Below are 20,464 nucleotides of genomic sequence, written 5' to 3'. Positions count from 1 at the left end.
CGGGTAAAAATAGTCAATAAACCAAGTTACCGCTACATAAGATGAAGTATAAAATATCAGTAAGACGAACGAATAGAGATTGACATCAGGTGGAGGTCCGGCAGTCCGTTTTATTCTATGGTTCAGATCAAGCTGCTTTAACAAAGCTGTTAGGAGGGAGTGCCGTGAATAAAAACGACGAGGTGGAGTACTGCAACCTGGAGCTGCGCTTTGACAGGCAGCATATCCAGAACCTGATCAAGGATCTGATCAAGGAAGGCTATTCCCTGTACTGGAGTGAGAATGAAAATGTATTCCTGATCTCGGTACGTACCGGCCGTAAGCTGGTTAAGCTGCGTTTTCAGCAGATAAAGGGCGGATATAAGCTGGTTGGCGATTATATGATCCGGGACGCACGCCTGTCAGAATGGATGGAGAAGCTGATCGGTGATATGCGCGGGCATGCGGTCGTCAAGCGTTTCCGCGACCGCCAGATTATTATTGAGAACATTATGTTCGGCGAAGTGATCCGGCTGGTGGAAATTTCCGGGTACCAGCAGCGGGTGCTGTTCCAGAAAGGGCCGCTGCTTACCGACCAGGAGCTGAGCAAGCTTTTCTATTCGGTGGAAGGCGAGGAACGGATCCGGCAGCGCAGAGTGGAAGTAGATGAGGAGCTTGACCGGTTAAACGAAGCGCTGCGCAGCAAGGATGATTCGCTTATTACAGCATGCAGATCGAAGCTGGCCTTGTTATCCCGTGAGCTTGATCTGCTGGAATGGTGAATGCTGTACAGTTGTTCAGGGCATCCCGTTGTACGGGATGTCCTGATTTTGTATACGGGAGCTGTTTGTATTGAACGGGCTAATGCCTGCAGAGTTGTATACCGCCTTCCGATATCACTTGCGGACGGGGGTTCACTTATGCTTCTAAAAACGTTAAAATAGTCATTGTGAGCAATTTCCTGATAAGCTGTGGCTTTGTCAATGAAATTGATCTCTAATTCGCAGGCGGAACTTTGCTGTATCTGACAAAGGGTGGTATTCTTATACTGCGAGAAATGGATTTCACAAAAATATAGGGTGCAAAGGGTGGAGAACCAGATGGCAAAACAACAAATCGGCGTTATTGGCTTGGCAGTAATGGGTAAAAATTTGGCTCTTAACATCGAGAGCAGAGGCTTTTCCGTATCGGTATTTAACCGTTCCCCGGAGAAGACCAATGACCTGATTGCCGAAGCTGAAGGTAAAAACTTGGTAGGTACTTTCTCTGTTGAAGAGTTTGTTCAATCCCTTGAAGTACCGCGCAAGATCCTAATCATGGTACAGGCCGGTAAAGCAACGGATGCTACTATTGAGCAGCTGCTGCCGTATCTGGACCAGGGCGATATCATCATTGACGGAGGTAACGCATACTTCCCTGATACTGTTCGCCGCAGTAAAGAGCTTGAAGACAAAGGCTTCCGCTTCATCGGTACCGGTGTATCCGGCGGCGAAGAGGGTGCACTTAAAGGACCTTCCATCATGCCTGGCGGACAGGAAAGCGCCTATAAGCTGGTTGAACCGATTCTTACGGCAATCTCGGCCAAAGTGGACGGAGAGCCTTGCTGTACATATATTGGACCTGACGGTGCCGGACACTATGTTAAAATGGTGCATAACGGTATCGAGTACGGCGACATGCAGCTGATCTGTGAAGCCTACCAGCTCCTGAAGGATGTTCTTGGCCTGGATGCCAAGGAACTGCACAGCATCTTCAAGGAGTGGAACAGCGGAGAGCTGGACAGCTATCTGATCGAGATCACTACAGATATCTTTGCACAGTATGATGAAGAAACCGGCAAACCGATGGTTGACGTGATCCTCGATTCCGCCGGCCAAAAGGGAACAGGCAAATGGACAAGCCAGAGCTCGCTCGACCTGGGTGTACCGCTGTCCATGATCACTGAGTCTGTATTCTCCCGCTTCCTGTCTGCCATGAAGGATGAGCGTGTAGAAGCCAGCAAAGTTCTGAGCGGGCCGGAAGTGGAGCCGTTCCAGGGTGACAAGGCTGAGTTCATCGAGAATGTGCGCAAAGCACTGTTTGCCAGCAAAATCGTTTCCTACGCACAAGGCTTCGCACAGCTTCGCGTAGCTTCCGACGAATATAACTGGGATTTGAAGTACGGCAGCCTGGCTAAAATCTGGCGCGGCGGCTGCATTATCCGTTCCCGCTTCCTGCAGAACATCACCGATGCCTACGAGACTAATCCGGAGCTGAAGAATCTGCTGCTTGATCCGTTCTTCAAGGACATCATGAGCTCTTACCAGGCTGCATGGCGTAAAGTGGTATCCGCAGCTGTTGCCCAGGGAGTGCCTGTGCCAGGCTTCTCCAGCGCGCTTGCCTACTACGACAGCTACCGTACAGAGCGTCTGCCTGCGAACCTGCTTCAGGCGCAGCGGGACTACTTCGGCGCCCACACCTTCCAGCGTGTGGACAAAGAAGGCGTCTTCCACCATAACTGGATTAACGAATAGGTTTTACAGTACATCTGTAGAACTGATGGTCCGATGGTTTCCCGGCTGAGGGAAGCCTTCGGGCTTTTTTTATCATGTGAGATAGTGACGGCAGCCAGGAAGTGGATTGTGCAACCTTTTGGCCTTGTGTTATGATATGACAAATGTCGCGGTTGGAGGGTAGTTATGTCGGGGGATATTGCAGGGCAAAGTGCTGCTGAAACAGAGCGGCGCAGGAACATAATTCTGGTCGGGATGATGGGTACAGGCAAATCAACGGTAGGTGCGCTACTGGCAGAGGAGCTTGGCTATGAGCTCATTGATCTGGATCATATTATAGTAGAGAATGAAGGACGGAGCATCGCGGATATTTTTGCCGAGGACGGTGAAGCGTACTTCCGGAAAGCGGAGTCTGCTGCACTGGCGCAGGTGCTTGAAGGAGAAGCCAGAATCATATCAACCGGAGGCGGAGCTGTGCTTGCACCGGGGAATCCGCAAATTATGCTGGATAAAGGGCTTGTAGTAGCTTTAACAGCAACAGAAGAGGCTATTATTGCGCGTGTAAGCGGGGATTTGAACCGTCCGCTGCTCGCCGGCAACGCACAGGATAAGGTCCGCGCCATTATGAAGCAGCGGCGTGAGGCTTACCGGTTTGCGCATTGCACGGTCGATACATCGGAGCTGAATGCGGCAGAAGTGTCGCAGTATATTTTAATGCATTACCGCGTTTGAGCTTTTAAGTGTATTGGCGTAAGCTGATTAGCTTTCCGCAGTTTCGTTCCATTCAATCATTCCGCCGCTCAGGTTGGACGATTGGATGCCGAACTGCTGCAGATATTCGCAGACACGCTGGCTGCGTGCGCCGGACCGGCAAATGAAGATAATGCCGGAATCAGCCGGTAAGTCTCCGCTGCGCTGAGGAATTTGTCCCATAGGAATGTGCTGCGCCCCGGGAATCATACCGGCTGCCACCTCATCATCCTCACGGACATCAATCAGAAGCAGGTCTTCGCCTGCCGCAAGGCGCTGCCGCAGCTCGTCCGGTGTAACTTGTGGAATATCGTTCATGAGTAAGTAAGACCCCTTTCAACTGCAGAATAATGTTATGATACCTAGCTTTGGACAGGCATGTCAAACAGGGCACTGCCTATACACATTACATAATATAAGGAGCGTATAAATAATGGACGTTATCGTTAGGCCGACACCAACCCTGCAAGGAGAATTTGGAGCGTTGTCCTCCAAAAATTACACGACCCGCTATCTGCTGGTTGCGGCGCTGTCTGAAGGTGTGAGCACTATCTATCATCCGGCCCACAGTGAAGACAGTGATGCTATCCGCAGATGTATCGCCGATCTTGGCGCTGTCCTGACCGAGGATGACGAGAAGATCGTAGTGCAGGGCTTCGGCCGGAATCCGCGTGATGTGAAGGAGCTGAATGTCGGCAATGCCGGGGCGGTGCTGCGGTTCCTTATGGCTGTGGCTGCGCTGAGCCCTGAAGTGACCTTTGTGAATACCTATCCCGATTCGCTCGGTAAGCGTCCGCATGATGATCTGATTACAGCGCTTGGGCAGCTGGGTGTGGAAGTTGAGCATAATCACGGAAGATTGCCGATTACGATCCGCGGCGGCAAGCCGGCTGGCGGACGGATTACAGTCTCCGGTGCTGTAAGCTCACAGTTTCTAAGCGCACTGCTGTTCCTGACACCGCTGCTGGAGGAAGACAGTGAGATTATCGTGCTGGACGATCTGAAATCTAAGGTTGTGGTCGGCCAGACTCTTGAGGTGCTTGAGCAGGCGGGAATCGTTGTCCACGCTGCAGATGATTATATGTCCTTCAAGGTGCCGGGCCGCCAGGCTTACGCTGCCAAGTCTTATACTGTGCAGGGGGACTATCCGGGTTCTGCGGCTGTGCTTGCGGCAGCGGCTGTAACCAGGTCAGATGTTAAGATTCACCGTCTGGCTGAGAGAAGCAAGCAGGGAGAACGTGCTATTGTGGATGTGCTGCGGATGATGGAAGTTCCCCTGACCCATGAGAACGGTACGGTGCATGTGCAGGGCAACGGCATACTCAAGGCTGTAGAATTTGACGGTGATGCAGCTACAGATGCTGTACTGGCAATGGTGGCGGCGGCTGTCTTCGCAGAAGGGACTTCGCGCTTCTATAATGTAGAGAATCTGCGTTATAAGGAATGCGACCGGATCACAGATTATTTGGCAGAGCTGACGCGTGCAGGTGCCAAGGTAGAGGAACGGCGTGACGAGATTATCGTACATGGATCGCCGGAAGGGGTTGAAGGCGGCGTTACGATCAACGCGCATTATGATCACCGGGTTATTATGGCGCTGACCGTAGTCGGACTGCGCGCCCGCCAGCCGCTGCTGATTAAGGACGCCCATCATGTCGCCAAATCGTACCCGCAGTACTTTGACCACCTCCGCGAGCTTGGTGCTGATGTAGAGTGGGTAAAATAGGGTAAGGCATGTGCCGTATGACGCAGATGGCTGCTGATTCTTTATGATATTCTTAGGGCATTCTTAGAGATAAGAATGCGTTCAGACGAAGATCATTGACAGGAGGAACATTGCGATGAGTTTTGAGAACCCTAGCCGTGAACAGATTGGTGATATTCTCGCAGCAGCAGGTAATATTGCTGTTGTGGGCCTGTCCGACAAATCGGACCGCACCTCCTACATGGTGGCTTATGCCATGCAGAGCCGGGGATACCGGATCATACCGGTGAATCCTACGGTAGACGGCGACATTCTCGGAGAGAAGTGTTATCACACACTGGCTGAAATTCCGGAGCCGGTTGATATTGTCAATGTGTTCCGGCGCAGTGAATACTGTGCTGAGGTGGCACAGGAGGCTGCTGACATCGGCGCCAAGGTACTGTGGCTGCAGCAGGGTATTATCAGCCGGGAGGCGGCAGATATTGCTGCTGAGCATGGCATGACCGCGATTATGGACCGCTGCATCAAGGTCGAGGAAGCCATCACGATGCACGGGCGCACCCGTGGCCAGTAATTAGGCTGGAATTAAACGAAGTGCATTGCTATACTGGCTTTAGACGAAGAACGTCCATTACCCGTTAGGTTACTTCCGGGCTGTGGGCGTTTTTTTTTTATTTTTCCGGAGGGGGCTATTTATGGATTTCGAAGAAGCACATGGATTGTGGATTGGCAGTCATTCGTCTGAGCGGTGAGCGCAGAGGCAGGCTTTTGCGGGGGTATAACTTTGCGGAGAAGCTGTTCGTGCAGAATGTATGGTGGCCGCTGTTTGGATCGCTGGCGCATTTGCATCCCGAATACGAGGTGTACGACTGGAACCGTAAATCACAGTTTCTGGATTTTGCCTTTTTGCCGGAGAGCGGCCCGCAGATTGGGATTGAATGCGACGGGTTTCAGACACATATTAAGGATATGGACCGGGAGAAATTCAGCTACGCGCTGAACCGGGATAATGTCCTCACCGGTATGGGCTGGCGGATGCTGCATTTTTCGTTCGATGACATCCAGCAGCGTCCTGAAGTATGCAGAATGCTGCTGCAGCTGGCGCTGGCTCCCTATTTAACAAGAACCGCCAGTGCCACGGGCCTGCTGTCCGCAGAAAAAGAGGTGCTGCGTTTAGCCTGGCGTCTTGCCAGACCGGTGCGTCCGAAGGATGTTGTGAACCATTTTAAGGTTAATTTCCGTACGGCGCAGAAGTTGCTGATTTCTTTGAGCGATAAGGGCCTATTAAAGCCAGTGTGTTCCAACGAACGGGTGCGGTACTACGAGGTGAAGAGCCTACAGCCCGGTCAATTGTGGTGATGTAGTCGCTGGTGAGTGGAGAGTGTCACTAAAATCCAGAGGAAGCGTTGAATAACTGCATTCCGTACAACTAAAGTAGCCATTTTCGGGCATCTTTTGGGAATAACTGCATTCTGTGCACCTAAAATCCGCGAAATTGCTGATAAAGCCAAAAAACGCGAGGAATAGATGCACAAAGTGCAGTTAAAATTAATTTTTGGGCTGAAGTAGTATTTATAGATGTACAAAGTACACTTATTCAGGCTGGTGGCTGGTGGCTGGTGGCTGGTGGCTGGTGGCTGGTGGCTGGTGGCTGGTGGCCAGAATAAACTTCCCATCCTGCTGCCGTACGTGGTATTCTAGGAGTTGCGTATTCTTTTGACAAAAAATGCTGGAGCACTTACCATTTAGGATAGAATGAAAGGAGAGGGTCACCTTGAATTGGCTCGGATCACTGCAGCAGTTGGGCAGAGCCATTATGCTTCCTACCATGGTGTTGCCGGCTGCAGCTATTCTGCTGAGTCTGGGCAGCTTGCCGTGGTCTGCATGGGGACTTTCTTCGGTATCTGAAGTGACTACATACGCGGGGCAGGGAATATTTTATTTCATGCCTTATTTGTTTGCTGTCGGAGTAGCCTGGGGGCTGTCCAATCAGGCCGGACCGGCCGGACTTGCAGCATTAGCGGGAATGTTCACCTATGACCGGATTGTTTCCAATATGGGCGACGGAACGGTTCAGCCTGCCACACTCATCGGAATTATACTCGGAATTGTCGCCGGTGTGGCGCATAATAAATTTAAAAATATCAAGCTGCCGGAGGCGATCCAGTTTTTTGGCGGGTCGCGTTTCGTGCTTCTGTTCATGGGACTGTTCTCGGCATTGTTTGCCTGGGTAATGCTGGGCGTTTCGCCGCTGCTCCAGAATGTACTGGATCACTTATTCCGGGATATCCAATCGGCCGGAGGCTACGGTGTCTTCGTGTACGGGGTGCTATACAGGGTGCTTACCGCCTTCGGGCTCCATCATATTCTGAACAATGTATTCTGGTTCCAGCTTGGCAGCTTTACCTCTCCTGACGGCAGTGCGGTTGTACAGGGGGATTTGCCGCGGTTTTTCGCCGGAGACCCTACTGCCGGTATCTTTATGGCCGGATTGTTCCCGATAATGATGTTTGCCCTGCCGGCGATTGCACTGGCTATTATCCAGGAGGCGCGCGAGGATCTGAAGCCAAAGATCAAGAAGACCTTTTTACGGGCTGCGCTGGTCTGCTTTTTGACCGGGGTGTCGGAGCAGATTGAGTTTGCTTTTCTGTTCGCGTCCCCGTATCTGTTTGCGGTGCATGTGGTAATGTCTGGCCTGGCGATGGTGATAACCTATTTGCTGGGCATTCATCACGGGTTCTCGTATTCGGCGGGAGCGATTGACTTTTTCCTGAATATGCATCTTTCACAGCGTGCCTGGCTGCTGATTCCGATCGGCATCGGCTATGCTGTCGTTTATTATAATCTGTTCCGCTGGGCAATCCGCCGTTTCCAGATTCCGACACCGGGCCGTGAGGAAGGCTCGGAGCTCGGCGACTGGGCGGGGAATATCCCTTATCAGGCTCCGCTGATTCTGGAGGCGCTGGGCGGCAAAGAAAACATCGTCCAGGTTCAGGCCTGCATCACAAGGCTAAGATTAACGGTGCATAATGACCGATATATAGATACAGCGGCACTTAAGGGCCTTGGCTCTGCGGGTATCATTAAGCTTGGCGGGGGCAATGTGCAGGTTGTATTCGGTACATACTCCGAGCTGATCCGCGAGGAAATCGACAAGCTGATGCTGCGCGATCTGCCGCAGGTACTGTTCTGTGCCCCGATTCAGGGCAAGATGATGCCGATTGAGGAAGTGCCGGATCATATTTTTGCTGCGAAGCTGGTTGGCGACGGGGTTGCTTTTTTTCCGGAAAAAGGAGAGCTGGTTTCACCTGTCTTCGGCAAGGTTATGCACGTGTACCCTACAATGCATGCTGTAGGCATTTCTACGCCTGAAGGGCTGGAGGTGCTGATGCATATCGGGATTGACACCTCTCAGCTTAAGGGACCGTTTGAGGCGCTTGTACAGGAAGGTGACAGTGTGGAGCCGGGGCAGCTGCTGGTCCGGTTTGATCTGGCTTACCTGCAGGAGCATGCCGCTTCACTAGCAACACCAATGGTCATCACCAATCCTGACCGTGTCAAATCCTGGAGCTATGCTCCATTCAAAAATGTTAAAAAGGGGCAATCCTCAGTAATGTCCGTGGTATTACATGAAAGTGTTGGAGGGGTGGAAGCATGATTCAAGGCATAGGCGCTGCAGCAGGTGTAGCTATCGGGAAGGCCTTTGTCCTGCCGAGCTGGGAATGGAGCCTGCCGGATACGCAAGTGAATCCTGTAGACCTGGCTCAGGAGTTTGAGCGGTTATATGAAGGAATCCGCACCTCCAAAGATGAGATTGAATTCATTAAAAAAGAGTTCCGTGAGGTCGTAGGGCCTGAAGAGTCCAGCATCTTTGACGCACATCTGGCAATCCTCGATGATCCGGTGTTCATGAGTGAGATCCGCGGTATTATTGAACGCCAATATAAGGCGGCTGAGGTTGCCGTAAAGGAAGCTATAGATCATTTTGTAGCGATGTTCGACCTGCTGGACGATGAATATATGAAGGAACGGGCCGTTGATATCAAGGATGTCGGCAACCGGCTGCTCAAGCATCTGCTGGGCGCACCGGAGGTGACGCTGCCGTCCGATACCCAGCCATATATCCTGGTGGCAAAAGAGCTGTCTCCATCCCAGCTGGCCCACCTCAACCCGGTCTACGTACTGGGGATTGTCACCATGATGGGCGGCAAGACCTCGCATTCCTCAATCATGGCCCGGGCGCTCGGCATTCCGCTGGTCGCCGGACTTGAGAACAAAATCGCCAATCCGATCCAGACCGGTGACATGCTGGCAATGGACGGGGATACCGGAATTGTCCAGCTTCATCCGGATGAGGCGGCAATTCAGTTATATGCCTCAAGACGCGAAAAGCAGCAGCGCAAAAAAGAGCAGCTTGAGCTGCTTGCTACGGTGGAGGCAGTCACAAAGGACGGGGTGAATCTGCACCTGGCCGGCAATATCAGCTCAGTCAAGGAGCTGGATATGGCCCTGAAATACGGTGCAGAGGGTGTAGGGTTGTTCCGTACAGAGTTTCTGTATATGGACCGGCATTCTTTCCCGACAGAAGACGAGCAGTTTGAAGTATACAAGCTGGTCGCCGAGAAGGTGGGCGGCAGCACTGTAGTTATCCGTACGCTGGATATCGGGGGCGACAAGCACCTCGACTACTTCCAGCTTCCGGAAGAGCAGAACCCGTTCCTGGGCTACCGAGCAATCCGCATCAGTCTGGACCGTAAGGATCTGTTCAAAACCCAGCTGAGTGCCATCCTGCGGGCCAGCCATTACGGTAATGTCAAAATAATGTTCCCGATGATCTCTTCTGTAGAAGAGGTTCAGGCGGCCAACGCTGTATTAAATGAAGTGAAGCAGGAGCTGGATGAGCGGGACATCCCTTATAACCGCAGCATCCCGGTCGGCATCATGATTGAAGTTCCAGCCGCTGTAATGATTGCTGACCTGCTGGCTGAGGAGGTTGACTTCTTCAGCATCGGCACCAATGATCTGGTCCAGTATGTGCTGGCAGTAGACCGGATGAATGAGCAGATTGCCCATATGTACCATCCGTATCATCCTGCGGTGCTGCGCATGATCCGGATGACCGTACAGGCGGCCCGCAGTGCAGGCATCGATGTCAGCGTCTGCGGTGAGCTGGCGGCGGATGAACGCTCCCTGCCGCTTTGGCTGGAGCTTGGCATCAGCAACCTCAGCATGTCGCCTCAGGCGCTGCTGCGGGTGAAGCACCGGACGCTGAATACCCTGGCTTCCGATGCCAGGGAGACTGCAAAGGCCTGCTTCCGCTACAAGACAAGCCTGGAGACAGAAGAGGTGCTTGGCGCCTTTGCCGGGTTAAACAGTGCGGCGAAGACAGCGCCGACGGAGCAGCTCCCGTATTCTGCAAAATGATATGCCAAAAGGTCCGGCTGCTGCCGGGCCTTTTCAAATGGAATAAGCAAAAAAGTAAAACCTTTTGGCGTTCAGCGAAGTATTTATAAAGTAAGACGTTTTTTTAGCGGACAGGGGTGGGAATAGACAAGTGGTAGAGAATAGTAGGGATGAAGCGAAAGAGGAAGAGGATGAGAGAGAGCAATTGTATAGTCAGGTATCCCGGGAGAAGCATAAGCTGTACGGGATTGCCTTCAGCTATTGTCGTAATGAAGCTGGTGCCCTGAAGGTGCTGCAGGAAACGGCCTGCCGGGCTTGGATGAAGCGTGAAAGCCTGAAGGATACCGGAGAATTCCCGTCCTGGCTGATACGGACCCTGATGGATTGCTGCAATGACGAGCTGAAGAAAGGGAAGCCTGGACTGCAGCCGGACTATTCCGAAGAGAGAATGACAGTGATGAAAAGCGGCTTCAGACTGGACCTGGAGCAGGCGCTGGACAGTGTGAAGGACAACTGCCGCCAGGTGCTTGTGCTTAAATATTATCAGGAGCTTAGCTTTTCAGAGATTGCCGGAGTACTGGATAAACCGGAGAGTACCATCAAAGACTGGCTGGACAACGGCCTGAAGCAGCTCGGGGATAAAATGCGGAGGAAAGCGGAACCGCATAGTAATATCGCAGAGTCTGAAGATAAGCTGCTGAGAGATTATTTTCAGGAGATGGCCGGGATAACGGCGGATGTGCCTGAAATAAAGCTGGATACGGCTATACATAACGGAATTGCAGAGGGCAGGCACCGCATTCCAGTACGCCGCAGAAGATACAATAGAGTGATCGTGGCGGTATTAGCAGTTGTCCTGTTAGCAAGTCTGGCTTGGATCTACGGGCAGATAATACAGGAACCCGAAGCGCTGCCTCCCCAAAGCTGGGGTGAGCTTGAGGATTACCGTGAGGCGATTGGTGACAATTTGACGGTTACCTCTGCGCTGGATGCCGGATATGTGCAGCATGTGAATATTGTGTCTCCCGAGGTGGGCGGATTTCAATTTAGCATTGATGGTGTCATCGCCGACAGACGGGGAGTAATCCTTCTATATAGGGTAGAGAATAGTACAAATCAGCAATATTTAAATATGAAATTCAATTTTAAAGCAGATGAGCATTCGTCAGCCAATTTGACTGCAGAGAGCACTTGTTTTTATAGCGGTTATAATAATTATAAACCTGGAATGTATACTGGAATTGTCCGTGATGTAATGATCATTCCCTGGAATAATCTGCAGACTGCGTTGCCGGATCGTGTGTTTGCCACACTGACGCTGCTGCCGATGGACGAAGATCAATATATTTATCAGGATGCTAACGGTGAAGTCATCATGCATAAGCTGGGTGCGGTTATAGACTTAGACGAAACAGCAGAATATTCAGCGGGGGATGAGGTTGTTTTAGAGGAGGGCTTTAATATTGCCGGCTACACCTATAATATAAAGGACCTCTATCTCGGACCAACGGGCATCTACTTGAATCCCGGGTATGAAGGAAAGGATCTGGATGTATACGGTGAGTATGGCTTCGGCATAGTCATGGGTACCGGGAATCATGAGAAAGAGCTGTCCAAGGCCGGGGAGTTTTCATCGGACAGTGAAAGCTATTACCTTTTTCATAATGATAGTCTACGCCCCAAGGACCCGGTCCGGATGGATATCGAAGGCTTGTACGCAATTGACAAAGCGAGGCTTAATCTGATCATCAACAGTGATACCCGGGAAATCATACAAGCTCCTGACGAACGTCTGACCTTATCAGATCAGATGGTCAATGCGGAGCCAGGTGAACTGATATTGGAGATGACAATGCAAGTGCCGGAGGAAGAGGAGTATGCCAATATCAGGGGCTTTTCTCTCGATTCCACTTTCATGGATGGTGAAGGAAACTGGCATTGGCTGGTTAACCCGGAGGTTCAGAACGCTACACTAGACTGGGATCAAAGAACTGAAGGCACGAACGCAATTACTACAGCCCGCTTCAGACTTGGTACAGAGAGGCTGCCGCAGCCGCTGACCTTTAAGTTATCTGCCTATCCGGGTATGATTATCGGGGATGACCGTATTAGAATCAGATAGTTCTTATTGTCTAACACAGCATCAAAGGGTCTGGCGGGTACGCCGGCCTTTTTGCATTACCTGCCCACTTTTGAGTTGACGTGAAAATAACTAAAACCGTTTCCGGGCTCCGGTAGTCAGTATAGATAGAAGTACAAAAAGATGCTTTTAGTAATAGAGCATGAAGGAGGGGGAACAGGCAGAGAATGGAAAGTTTAATGGAAGTTGAACGGGTCCAACTGGCTAAAGAGGAAGCGCAGACCTTTATCAGTCTCGTATCCGCACAGCGGAAAATACTTTACGGTATTGCCTACAGCTATTTCAGGAGTGAGACGGATGCGCTCGAAATGCTGCAGGAAGCTACATACAGGGCCTGGAGCAAGCGTACAAGCCTGAAGGACCCGCAACGGTTCGCACCTTGGATAACTCGCATTTTGATTAACTGCTGCAACGATGAAATGAAGCGGAGGAAGCGTCTTCTTTCCGTAAAGACTGCTGATGTCCCCAGCGGTGATGTGATGGTTATGACCAGCGACCGCAAGCTGGATATGGAGCAGGCGCTCGACGGCGTCAAACTGAAATACCGCCAGGTGATTGTGCTTAAATATTACCGTGATATGACGCTGGCAGAAATTGCTGAAGTATTGGGCAAGCCGGAGGGGACAGTCAAGACCTGGCTTAACAAAGGCCTTAAGCAGCTCCGGAACAAGATGAAAGGGGGATCGGCGCATGGCTGGGAATGAGGATAAGCTGTTAAAAGAGTATTTTGCCGGAATCGCGGGACAGACAGGTGAGGTCTCGGAGATTAAATTGAATACAGCAATCCGCAGCGGAGTTTCCGGCCGGGGCCGTTACCGTTTACCGGCAGGCAGGCAGTATTTGCTGGGGGTAGCGGTTGTGGCAGCTGCCTTGCTGCTGTTTGCATTCCCCTGGATCGGCAATCAGATAGAGCCGCATAATGCCCGGGGGTCAGCTGCAGCACCTCAGGCCAATGCTAAGTTTACACCCTATTTGGAAAAAGCCAACAATACTGTAGCTTCGGCCATTGAAGCGGGGCTGGTACAGCCTGTCAGCGGTGTTACGGCAGAGCAGAATGGTTTTGAACTGACGGTAGACGCAATTGCCGCAGACCGTAAAGGGATTATTCTATTGTTCTCACTTCAAAATAATACCGGCCAGAAAGCGCAAATAAATGTGCTGCAGCTTGCAGGGAAAGGCTATTCACCGGTGAACTATCCGTATGGCTTGTCTTTAAACACCGGGGAAGTTCCAGCCGGCACAACGTATAGTTATGAAATATTGCAATGGGCCGGAGGCTTTGGCTCGCTCCCGGACAATATCACGTTTGAGCTTAACATTGGTGAGCTTGAACGGCATCCTTCAGCTCCAGTAGTTGTAGATAAGCCGTTGGCAAAGCTGTCCGTTCCCATCACGCTGGATAAGAAAAAGATGGCCCAAGCGGGTGAAATCATGAGTATGAATAAAACCCTCACCGTAGACGGGCAAGAAATTCATATTGATGAAGTGTATGCTGCTGCCAGCGGTATCTATCTGCAGTATACCTACAGCCAGCAGAACAGCAAACAAATCTTTTCTATGATTAATCCGCGGTTTCATTTAGGCGGTAACGATCAGTATTCAAGCTTCAGCCCCGTTCGCACCTTGATGGTTGAGGGCAAGGAAATTCTGGCGTTCGGCAATGACAGCCGGTCCGGGCAGCCGCTCAAAATGCAGCTTGACGGTATTCTGGCGCTGGATAAGGATGAACTAAATATAGTTATTGATACGGAAAAGCAGCAGGTCCTCAAGGCGCCTGATGATAATTTAACCGTGTCCATGTACACAACAGATAGTGGTACAACGATGGTTATGAAGCATAATACGGAGCCGGGAAAGAAAAAATTTTATAACTCCTTAATACTAAAAAGTGAGTTTACCGATGCAAAAGGTCAGGTTCATTCGTTCCCGGGCCTGTATGCTATTCCGCCGACTCAGGCAGCTAAGGACCTGAAATCCGTGCCTGTGATGAATTACCTGGGAATAGGCAGCAATAAGTACGCCCAGCCGCTGACCTTTACTATATACAGCTATCCGGCTCCTATTAATGAGAAGGTATCCCTTGATATTCGTAAATAGCTTCTGTACAGAACGAGAACAAGCCCTTAACCTCAACACAGAAGATGAGGAAGGGCTTGTTTGTCCTTTGAAAATATACCTGCAGCCTATTCTCCGGCCAGCGCATCGCAGAATGCTTTGCCGTATGGCGGGAGATCCGGCGGGCGGCGGGCGGAGATAATATGTCCGTCTGTCACGACAGCCTCGTCCTTCCAGATGGCTCCGGCATTCTCCATATCATCGCGGATGCCCGGTGTGGAGGTTACAGTAACGCCGTCGAGAATTTTGGCGGAGATGAGCACCCAGCCGGCATGGCAGATCTGGCCGATCGGCTTCTTGGCTGCGTTGAAATCCTGAACGAGCTTCAGAACAGCGCTGTAACGGCGGATTTTATCGGGGGCCCAGCCGCCCGGTACTAGAATGCCGTCATAATCGGCAGCATTCAGGTCGTCCCAGGAATATTCGGCTGTAGCCGGCACACCGTATTTGCCGGTGTAGGTTTTGCCTTTCTCCAGACCGGCGAGATGGACCTCGGCACCCTCTTCCCGGACACGGTATACCGGATACCATAACTCCAGATCCTCGAACTCCTCATCAACCAGCGCAATCACCTTTTTACCGGATAATCTCATTGTCAGCAGCTCCCTTCAGATCACAATATTCTATCCATTCTAACAAATTTGAAATATGAAGTCATCTTTGAGTAAGTAATAATTTGCTGTATTGCCAAATAAAACATTTTATGCAAATGGGAAGGAGTTTAGGCGAATGAAGTCGAATATAACATATTGAAAAGGCGGGTTTCTGTGTTTTTCAATATTTCAGCCTGAGGTGCAGGAGATGTTAAAAGATAACCTATTCAAAAAGTCATGCGGCTGCGGCGGCACCATGACCATACATATGCACACGCTGGTCTATAGCGCCAAGACCAAAATCACTCATGTTCCGGTATATACCTGCGGAGTCTGCTCCCGTTATGAACCGTTGCCGTCCATTAAGAAGGAATTGGGCAAGCTGATCGGTGAGCTGGAGCCTACGATATCACGGCGGCGGCTGTCTTTTGCCGAACGCAATGAGTGGGCAAGTGTGCTAAAGGAGGTTTTCAGCGCTGGCGTATTTCCCGGCGGGTTCACTGAACTGGAAGAAAATATGGGCAAGGCTGTCCAGGCCCGGATTGATGTACTGCTTGATGTGTACAGGCTGGCTGTAGAGCTTGCTGATCTGCAATGGATGGAAGAAACAGGCTCCAGACTGTCGCAATTGGCAATTCAATCGGCAGAAAACGCGAAATGAAAAGATTTTTCTGCAAAATCAATGAAAAATTTTCACGAATGTTGGATTTTTCACGGACTTTTTGTTACGATAGAAACAGGTTCATTATTTGTGCAGGGATGAACGGGCTGAAAAGCCGATTATAGACAATGATCATCATAATCTTCAGCGGCTTTTTTTACCTTTGAAAGAAATTTGAAAGGAAAATGAAGCGTTATCATTGCACAATTGTACAAAGTATCGTATCATAATTTTAATTAGTCGAACGATAAAATTTATCGCAATGGAGAGAGTAATTTGACGGTAACCATTTACGATGTAGCTCGCGAAGCAGGCGTATCTATGGCTACGGTATCACGGGTTGTGAATAATAACCCTAACGTGAAGCCGCAGACCCGGAAGAAGGTATTTGAAGCAATTGAACGTTTGGGCTATCGCCCTAACGCCGTAGCGAGAGGTCTTGCCAGCAAGAAAACAACAACTGTCGGTGTAGTCATCCCCGATATCTCCAACTCGATTTTTGCAGAAATTGCCCGCGGGATTGAGGATATCGCGAACATGTATCATTACAACATTATTTTGTGTAATGCGGACAAACGCAAAGAAAAGGAAATCCGTGTAATTAACACGCTTCTGGAGAAGCAGGTCGACGGGCTGCTCTTCATGGGCGGAACGGTAACAGATGAGCATATCCAGGCTTTCCAGACCTCTGCGGTTCCGATTGTGCTCTGCGCAACACGCGATGAGAAGGGAACGTATCCTTCAGTTGATATCGACCATGAGACTGCCGCTTTTGATGCTGTGAATACGCTTATCCGCCACGGACACCGTGAGATCGCAATGATCAGCGGAACTCTGCAGGACCCTGCCAACGGCTACGCCCGGTTCCACGGCTACAAGAAAGCATTGGAAGCGGCAGGCATTGAGTACCAGGAGGATCTGGTTCGAATCGGCAACTACCGTTACGAATCCGGTGTCGAAGCGATGAAGTATTTCCTCGGGCTCAAGAAGAAGCCGACAGCAATCTTTGCTGCAACGGATGAAATGGCGATCGGTGCCATCCACAGCATTCAGGATGAGGGTCTGAAGGTACCGGATGATTTCTCAATCATCAGCGTAGACAACATCCGCATGGCTTCCATGGTTCGTCCTCTGCTGACAACTGTAGCTCAGCCGATGTACGATCTGGGTGCGGTGGCAATGAGACTTTTGACCAAGCTGATGAAGAAGGAGACCGTTGAGAACCCGCGGGTTATTTTGCCGCATGAGACGATTCTCCGCCTGTCTGTCAATCACGTCAACAAATAAGATTGTTTATAGTGGTATATGGAAAGCTCCTTCGGGAGCTTTTTATGTTGCCTAAGCATAATGGAGGGATACATAGTGAATGAGATTATCGGATTAATCGGTGCGATGGATGAGGAGATTGAGCTGCTGCTTAGCAGCATGGAGAACAAGCAGACTACGGTCAAGGCGGGAGTAAGCTACTATACGGGTGATATTTTCGGAAAAAGGGCGGTTCTCTGCAAATCGGGTGTCGGCAAGGTGAATGCGGCAGTAACCACACAAATTCTAATCGGTCAGTTCGGAGTGTCGAAGGTACTGTTCACAGGAGTTGCGGGAGCGGTTCATCCCGGTCTGAATATCGGTGATATTGTAATCTCCCAGGAATGTATCCAGCATGATATGGATGCAACTGCACTGGGTTACGCAAGAGGTGTTATTCCGTATCAGGAGGTATCTGTCTTTAAGGCGGATTCGGTGCTGGTGAAGCTTGCAGAAAAAGCATGTATTGAGTTAGAACAGCATTTTGTTACGGGAACTGTACTTTCCGGAGATCAGTTCATTGCCAGCAGCAGCGTGGTAGAAAGCTTATATAAAGAGCTGAACGGCGCCTGTGCGGAGATGGAAGGGGCGGCTGTTGCCCAGGTGTGCTACATGAACGCTATACCGTTCGTCATTATCCGTTCAATGTCCGATAAGGCCGACGGGTCGGCCCATGTGAACTACCGTGAATTTACAGTAACAGCCTCCCGGCGTTCCCATGCCATTCTTGAATATATGCTACAGGCGCTCTAGATTCATACCCTGAAGCCTTAATACATAAAGCGCTGCCTGAACCGGACTCTGTCAAAGGTCTCCTGTGAAGACAAAGGGACTTCCCGTCCGATCCTGACCATCAGGCAGTTGGCCGGATGTGAGCAGATCTCCGGATCATCGGTGGCATACCAGACCATACCAGCCGGTTTCATTAGCTTCTCCATCATACTCCGGTATGCCCACACATCCAGTCCGCTGCCTTTTAGATCCCAGTGCCAGTAGTATTCAGTAGTGAACACAATGCAGTTCTCCAGCTGTCCTTCTTCAAAAGCGGCGGCAAGCATCTGTTTGCCGAGACCGCCTCCCCTATAGGCATCAGCTACTTCTATCGCCCCGAGCTCAATCAGATCCTCCATATTCCCCTGCGACCAGAGCTCCATTTCATCCGGATAATGAAAAGTGATGTAACCAACCAGCAGACTATTATAGACCGCGGCAATAACTCTGCCTTCGGGCAATGCTGCGATTTCTATCAGCGCTTCCAGCTGTTCATGCGGTCTGCGGAAGGCATCGAGATCGGGATGAATCGCAAGATCCTGTAAGAAAGCGGAAGTTACCGGGCCGCAGACGCTGATGTTAGCATTGTTATGTACAATCCGTTGTGAAACAGGGATTTTGCGGTGCTCCATGAATAGGCTCCTCCCCTTCAACTAAATTATGGAATGTAACCGTTTGCTGTGCTATACTGATTCCGACACAAAATATTCGTAATTGTTACGTTGACAGTCATGGCGAACTTGAAATCCCGCCCTTAAAGCTTAAATCAATCCAGCAGGGGAGGCAAGAGTAATGGGGCAAGTCCATAATGAAATTTTGCCGGGCCGTGTGCAGCAGGCGAATATGAATGATTATTCCCTGGCTGTCGAACAATTCCGGTGGGAGGATGTAGAGCAGACCTTTTCCTGGCATCATACGGGAAAAGTCAATATGGCTCACGAGGCGGTAGACCGCCATGTAGCGGAAGGGCGGGGGGGTGTCACTGCTCTGATCTATAGTGATTCTTCCCGGGAGGAGCGGTATACCTTTGCCGGCTTGCAGGAGCAATCGGGCAAGTTCGGAAATATTCTGCGCAAATACGGCATCGGCAAAGGTGACCGGGTGTTTATCTTTATGCCGCGTTGCCCGGAATTGTATTTCAGTCTGCTCGGAATTCTAAAAGTTGGAGCGGTTGCGGGACCGCTGTTCGAGGCATTCATGGAAACTGCCGTCAAAGACCGGCTGGAGGACAGCGGGGCAGTTGCGCTTGTCACCACACCAGAGCTGCTGCAGCGTGTGCGCCGCGATGAACTGCCTGAGCTGAAGCATATTATCGTTGTAGGCCGGAATAGTGCGGCCGATAAGGGGGTAATCAGCTATGAGGAAGAGATGGCTGTATCCTCGGCTGAGCTGGAGCCGGAATGGCTGACGCTTGAGGATGGCCTGATCATGCATTATACATCAGGGTCAACCGGGAAGCCCAAAGGGGTCTATCACTTGCAGAGGGCAATGATCCAGCATTATTACACGGGTAAAATCGTGCTCGATCTGCGTCCTGAGGATGTCTATTGGTGTACTGCAGATCCCGGATGGGTTACAGGAACCTCATACGGCATATTCGCGCCTTGGCTGAACGGTGTTACCAACATAGTCCGGGGCGGGCGCTTCAGCCCCGGGGACTGGTATAGGACGATTGAACGGTTTGCTGTCACAGTCTGGTACAGTGCACCTACGGCTTTCCGTATGCTGATGGGGGCAGGTGAGAACAGCCTGCAGGGGGCCGATCTGGGCAGCCTCAGACATGTGCTGTCGGTTGGGGAACCGCTGAATCCGGAGGTGGTCCGCTGGGGGGATAAGGTGTACGGCCAGCGTATCCACGATACGTGGTGGATGACGGAGACCGGTGCCCAGCTCATCTGCAACTACCCGGGGATGGATATTAAACCGGGGTCGATGGGACGCCCGCTGCCTGGTATTGAGGCAGCCATTCTCGATGACAGGGGCAATGTGCTGCCGCCATATTCAATGGGCAATCTGGCGATCCGTACACCCTGGCCGTCCATGATGGGAATGATATGGAACAATAAAGCTAAATTTGATGAATATTTTCGCATTCCGGGCTGGTATATCTCCGGAGATTCCGCTTATGTGGACAATGAGGGATATTTCTGGTTTCAGGGAAGAATTGATGATGTAATTAACTCCTCCGGGGAGCGGATCGGCCCGTTTGAGGTTGAGAGCAAGCTTGTAGAGCATCCCGCGGTTGCAGAGGCAGGGGTTATTGGCAAACCAGATGTGCTGCGCGGAGAGATCATTAAGGCTTTTATTTCGCTGAGAGAAGGGTATAGGGCTACACCTGAGCTGAAGGAGGAAATTGCTGCCTTTGTCAAAGCAGGGCTGTCTGCACATGCGGCGCCCCGTGAAATTGAGTTCAGGGAGAAGCTGCCCAAGACCCGCTCCGGCAAAATTATGCGCCGGGTGCTGAAGGCCTGGGAGCTGGAGCTACCTGCCGGCGATTTATCCACGATTGAAGACTGATAACCAGAGCCACGACCATTAATCAGTAAAAAC

18 protein-coding genes are annotated in these 20,464 nt (G+C 50.9%); 15 read left to right on the top strand and 3 right to left on the bottom strand.

Annotated elements, in window-relative coordinates; genetic code table 11:
* Positions 1–164 precede the first annotated feature (164 nt).
* The 3 genes from BN3772_RS10840 to BN3772_RS10830 all read left to right on the top strand — a co-directional run bounded on the left by BN3772_RS10840 (position 165) and on the right by BN3772_RS10830 (position 3,203).
* Positions 165–761, top strand: a complete 597-nt coding sequence (locus tag BN3772_RS10840; RefSeq protein WP_042199376.1) for a hypothetical protein — start codon at positions 165–167, stop codon at positions 759–761.
* 318 nt (positions 762–1,079) lie between these two features.
* Positions 1,080–2,492, top strand: a complete 1,413-nt coding sequence (gndA, locus tag BN3772_RS10835) for an NADP-dependent phosphogluconate dehydrogenase (protein WP_042199373.1) — start codon at positions 1,080–1,082, stop codon at positions 2,490–2,492.
* Between the two features lie 165 nt (positions 2,493–2,657).
* Positions 2,658–3,203 (top strand): shikimate kinase, encoded by a 546-nt coding sequence (locus tag BN3772_RS10830; RefSeq protein ID WP_042199372.1) that lies wholly within the window; start codon positions 2,658–2,660, stop codon positions 3,201–3,203.
* Positions 3,204–3,230: 27 nt separating this feature from the next.
* Here BN3772_RS10830 and BN3772_RS10825 read toward each other — a convergent pair whose 3' ends face one another.
* On the bottom strand, positions 3,231–3,539 hold the full coding sequence (locus tag BN3772_RS10825; RefSeq protein ID WP_042199371.1) for a rhodanese-like domain-containing protein: 309 nt from the start codon (positions 3,537–3,539) through the stop codon (positions 3,231–3,233).
* A 115-nt stretch (positions 3,540–3,654) separates the two neighbouring features.
* On the opposite strand from BN3772_RS10825, the gene aroA reads away from it, so the two are divergent.
* The 8 genes from aroA to BN3772_RS10785 all read left to right on the top strand — a co-directional run bounded on the left by aroA (position 3,655) and on the right by BN3772_RS10785 (position 14,566).
* Positions 3,655–4,947: a 3-phosphoshikimate 1-carboxyvinyltransferase gene (gene aroA, locus BN3772_RS10820; RefSeq protein WP_042199370.1), complete on the top strand. Its 1,293-nt coding sequence runs from the start codon at positions 3,655–3,657 to the stop codon at positions 4,945–4,947.
* Between the two features lie 115 nt (positions 4,948–5,062).
* On the top strand, positions 5,063–5,500 hold the full coding sequence (locus BN3772_RS10815) for a CoA-binding protein (protein ID WP_042199369.1): 438 nt from the start codon (positions 5,063–5,065) through the stop codon (positions 5,498–5,500).
* Between the two features lie 140 nt (positions 5,501–5,640).
* Positions 5,641–6,285: a hypothetical protein gene (locus BN3772_RS10810; RefSeq protein ID WP_341872567.1), complete on the top strand. Its 645-nt coding sequence runs from the start codon at positions 5,641–5,643 to the stop codon at positions 6,283–6,285.
* Positions 6,286–6,700: 415 nt separating this feature from the next.
* Positions 6,701–8,584: a glucose PTS transporter subunit IIA gene (locus BN3772_RS10805; protein WP_042175841.1), complete on the top strand. Its 1,884-nt coding sequence runs from the start codon at positions 6,701–6,703 to the stop codon at positions 8,582–8,584.
* Positions 8,581–10,350: a phosphoenolpyruvate--protein phosphotransferase gene (gene ptsP, locus BN3772_RS10800; protein ID WP_042199368.1), complete on the top strand. Its 1,770-nt coding sequence runs from the start codon at positions 8,581–8,583 to the stop codon at positions 10,348–10,350. Before BN3772_RS10805 ends, ptsP begins: the two co-directional genes overlap by 4 nt.
* Before the next feature lie 130 nt (positions 10,351–10,480).
* On the top strand, positions 10,481–12,451 hold the full coding sequence (locus BN3772_RS10795) for an RNA polymerase sigma factor (RefSeq protein ID WP_086074510.1): 1,971 nt from the start codon (positions 10,481–10,483) through the stop codon (positions 12,449–12,451).
* Between the two features lie 185 nt (positions 12,452–12,636).
* The gene (locus BN3772_RS10790) at positions 12,637–13,173 is read left to right on the top strand and encodes a sigma-70 family RNA polymerase sigma factor (protein WP_042199367.1); all 537 of its coding nucleotides are present in this window, start codon (positions 12,637–12,639) and stop codon (positions 13,171–13,173) included.
* Positions 13,160–14,566 carry a DUF4179 domain-containing protein gene (locus BN3772_RS10785; protein WP_042199365.1) on the top strand — a complete coding sequence of 469 codons (1,407 nt, stop codon included), beginning with the start codon at positions 13,160–13,162 and terminating at the stop codon, positions 14,564–14,566. Before BN3772_RS10790 ends, BN3772_RS10785 begins: the two co-directional genes overlap by 14 nt.
* A gap of 86 nt (positions 14,567–14,652) precedes the next feature.
* On the opposite strand, the gene BN3772_RS10780 is transcribed toward BN3772_RS10785, so the two are convergent.
* The gene (locus tag BN3772_RS10780) at positions 14,653–15,177 is read right to left on the bottom strand and encodes a type 1 glutamine amidotransferase domain-containing protein (RefSeq protein ID WP_042175846.1); all 525 of its coding nucleotides are present in this window, start codon (positions 15,175–15,177) and stop codon (positions 14,653–14,655) included.
* Positions 15,178–15,385: 208 nt separating this feature from the next.
* On the opposite strand from BN3772_RS10780, the gene BN3772_RS10775 reads away from it, so the two are divergent.
* The 3 genes from BN3772_RS10775 to BN3772_RS10765 all read left to right on the top strand — a co-directional run bounded on the left by BN3772_RS10775 (position 15,386) and on the right by BN3772_RS10765 (position 17,896).
* Positions 15,386–15,838 carry a hypothetical protein gene (locus BN3772_RS10775; RefSeq protein WP_042199363.1) on the top strand — a complete coding sequence of 151 codons (453 nt, stop codon included), beginning with the start codon at positions 15,386–15,388 and terminating at the stop codon, positions 15,836–15,838.
* Positions 15,839–16,114: 276 nt separating this feature from the next.
* Entirely contained in the window at positions 16,115–17,125 is a 1,011-nt protein-coding gene (gene ccpA, locus BN3772_RS10770) for a catabolite control protein A (RefSeq protein ID WP_042175851.1), read from the top strand.
* Between the two features lie 75 nt (positions 17,126–17,200).
* Positions 17,201–17,896, top strand: a complete 696-nt coding sequence (locus BN3772_RS10765; RefSeq protein ID WP_209443639.1) for a 5'-methylthioadenosine/adenosylhomocysteine nucleosidase — start codon at positions 17,201–17,203, stop codon at positions 17,894–17,896.
* A gap of 17 nt (positions 17,897–17,913) precedes the next feature.
* Here the strand turns inward: BN3772_RS10765 and BN3772_RS10760 are convergent, their stop codons facing one another.
* Positions 17,914–18,546: a GNAT family N-acetyltransferase gene (locus tag BN3772_RS10760; RefSeq protein WP_042199359.1), complete on the bottom strand. Its 633-nt coding sequence runs from the start codon at positions 18,544–18,546 to the stop codon at positions 17,914–17,916.
* Positions 18,547–18,706: 160 nt separating this feature from the next.
* Between BN3772_RS10760 and acsA the strand changes: the two genes are divergently transcribed.
* Entirely contained in the window at positions 18,707–20,431 is a 1,725-nt protein-coding gene (gene acsA / locus BN3772_RS10755) for an acetate--CoA ligase (RefSeq protein WP_042199357.1), read from the top strand.
* Positions 20,432–20,464 lie beyond the last annotated feature (33 nt).

Origin of the sequence: Paenibacillus camerounensis (assembly GCF_000723885.1) — a bacterium.
Taxonomy (GTDB): domain Bacteria; phylum Bacillota; class Bacilli; order Paenibacillales; family Paenibacillaceae; genus Paenibacillus_AQ; species Paenibacillus_AQ camerounensis.
Note: the sequence above shows the minus strand (reverse complement) of the source record. Positions and strands in the feature narration are given on the sequence as shown.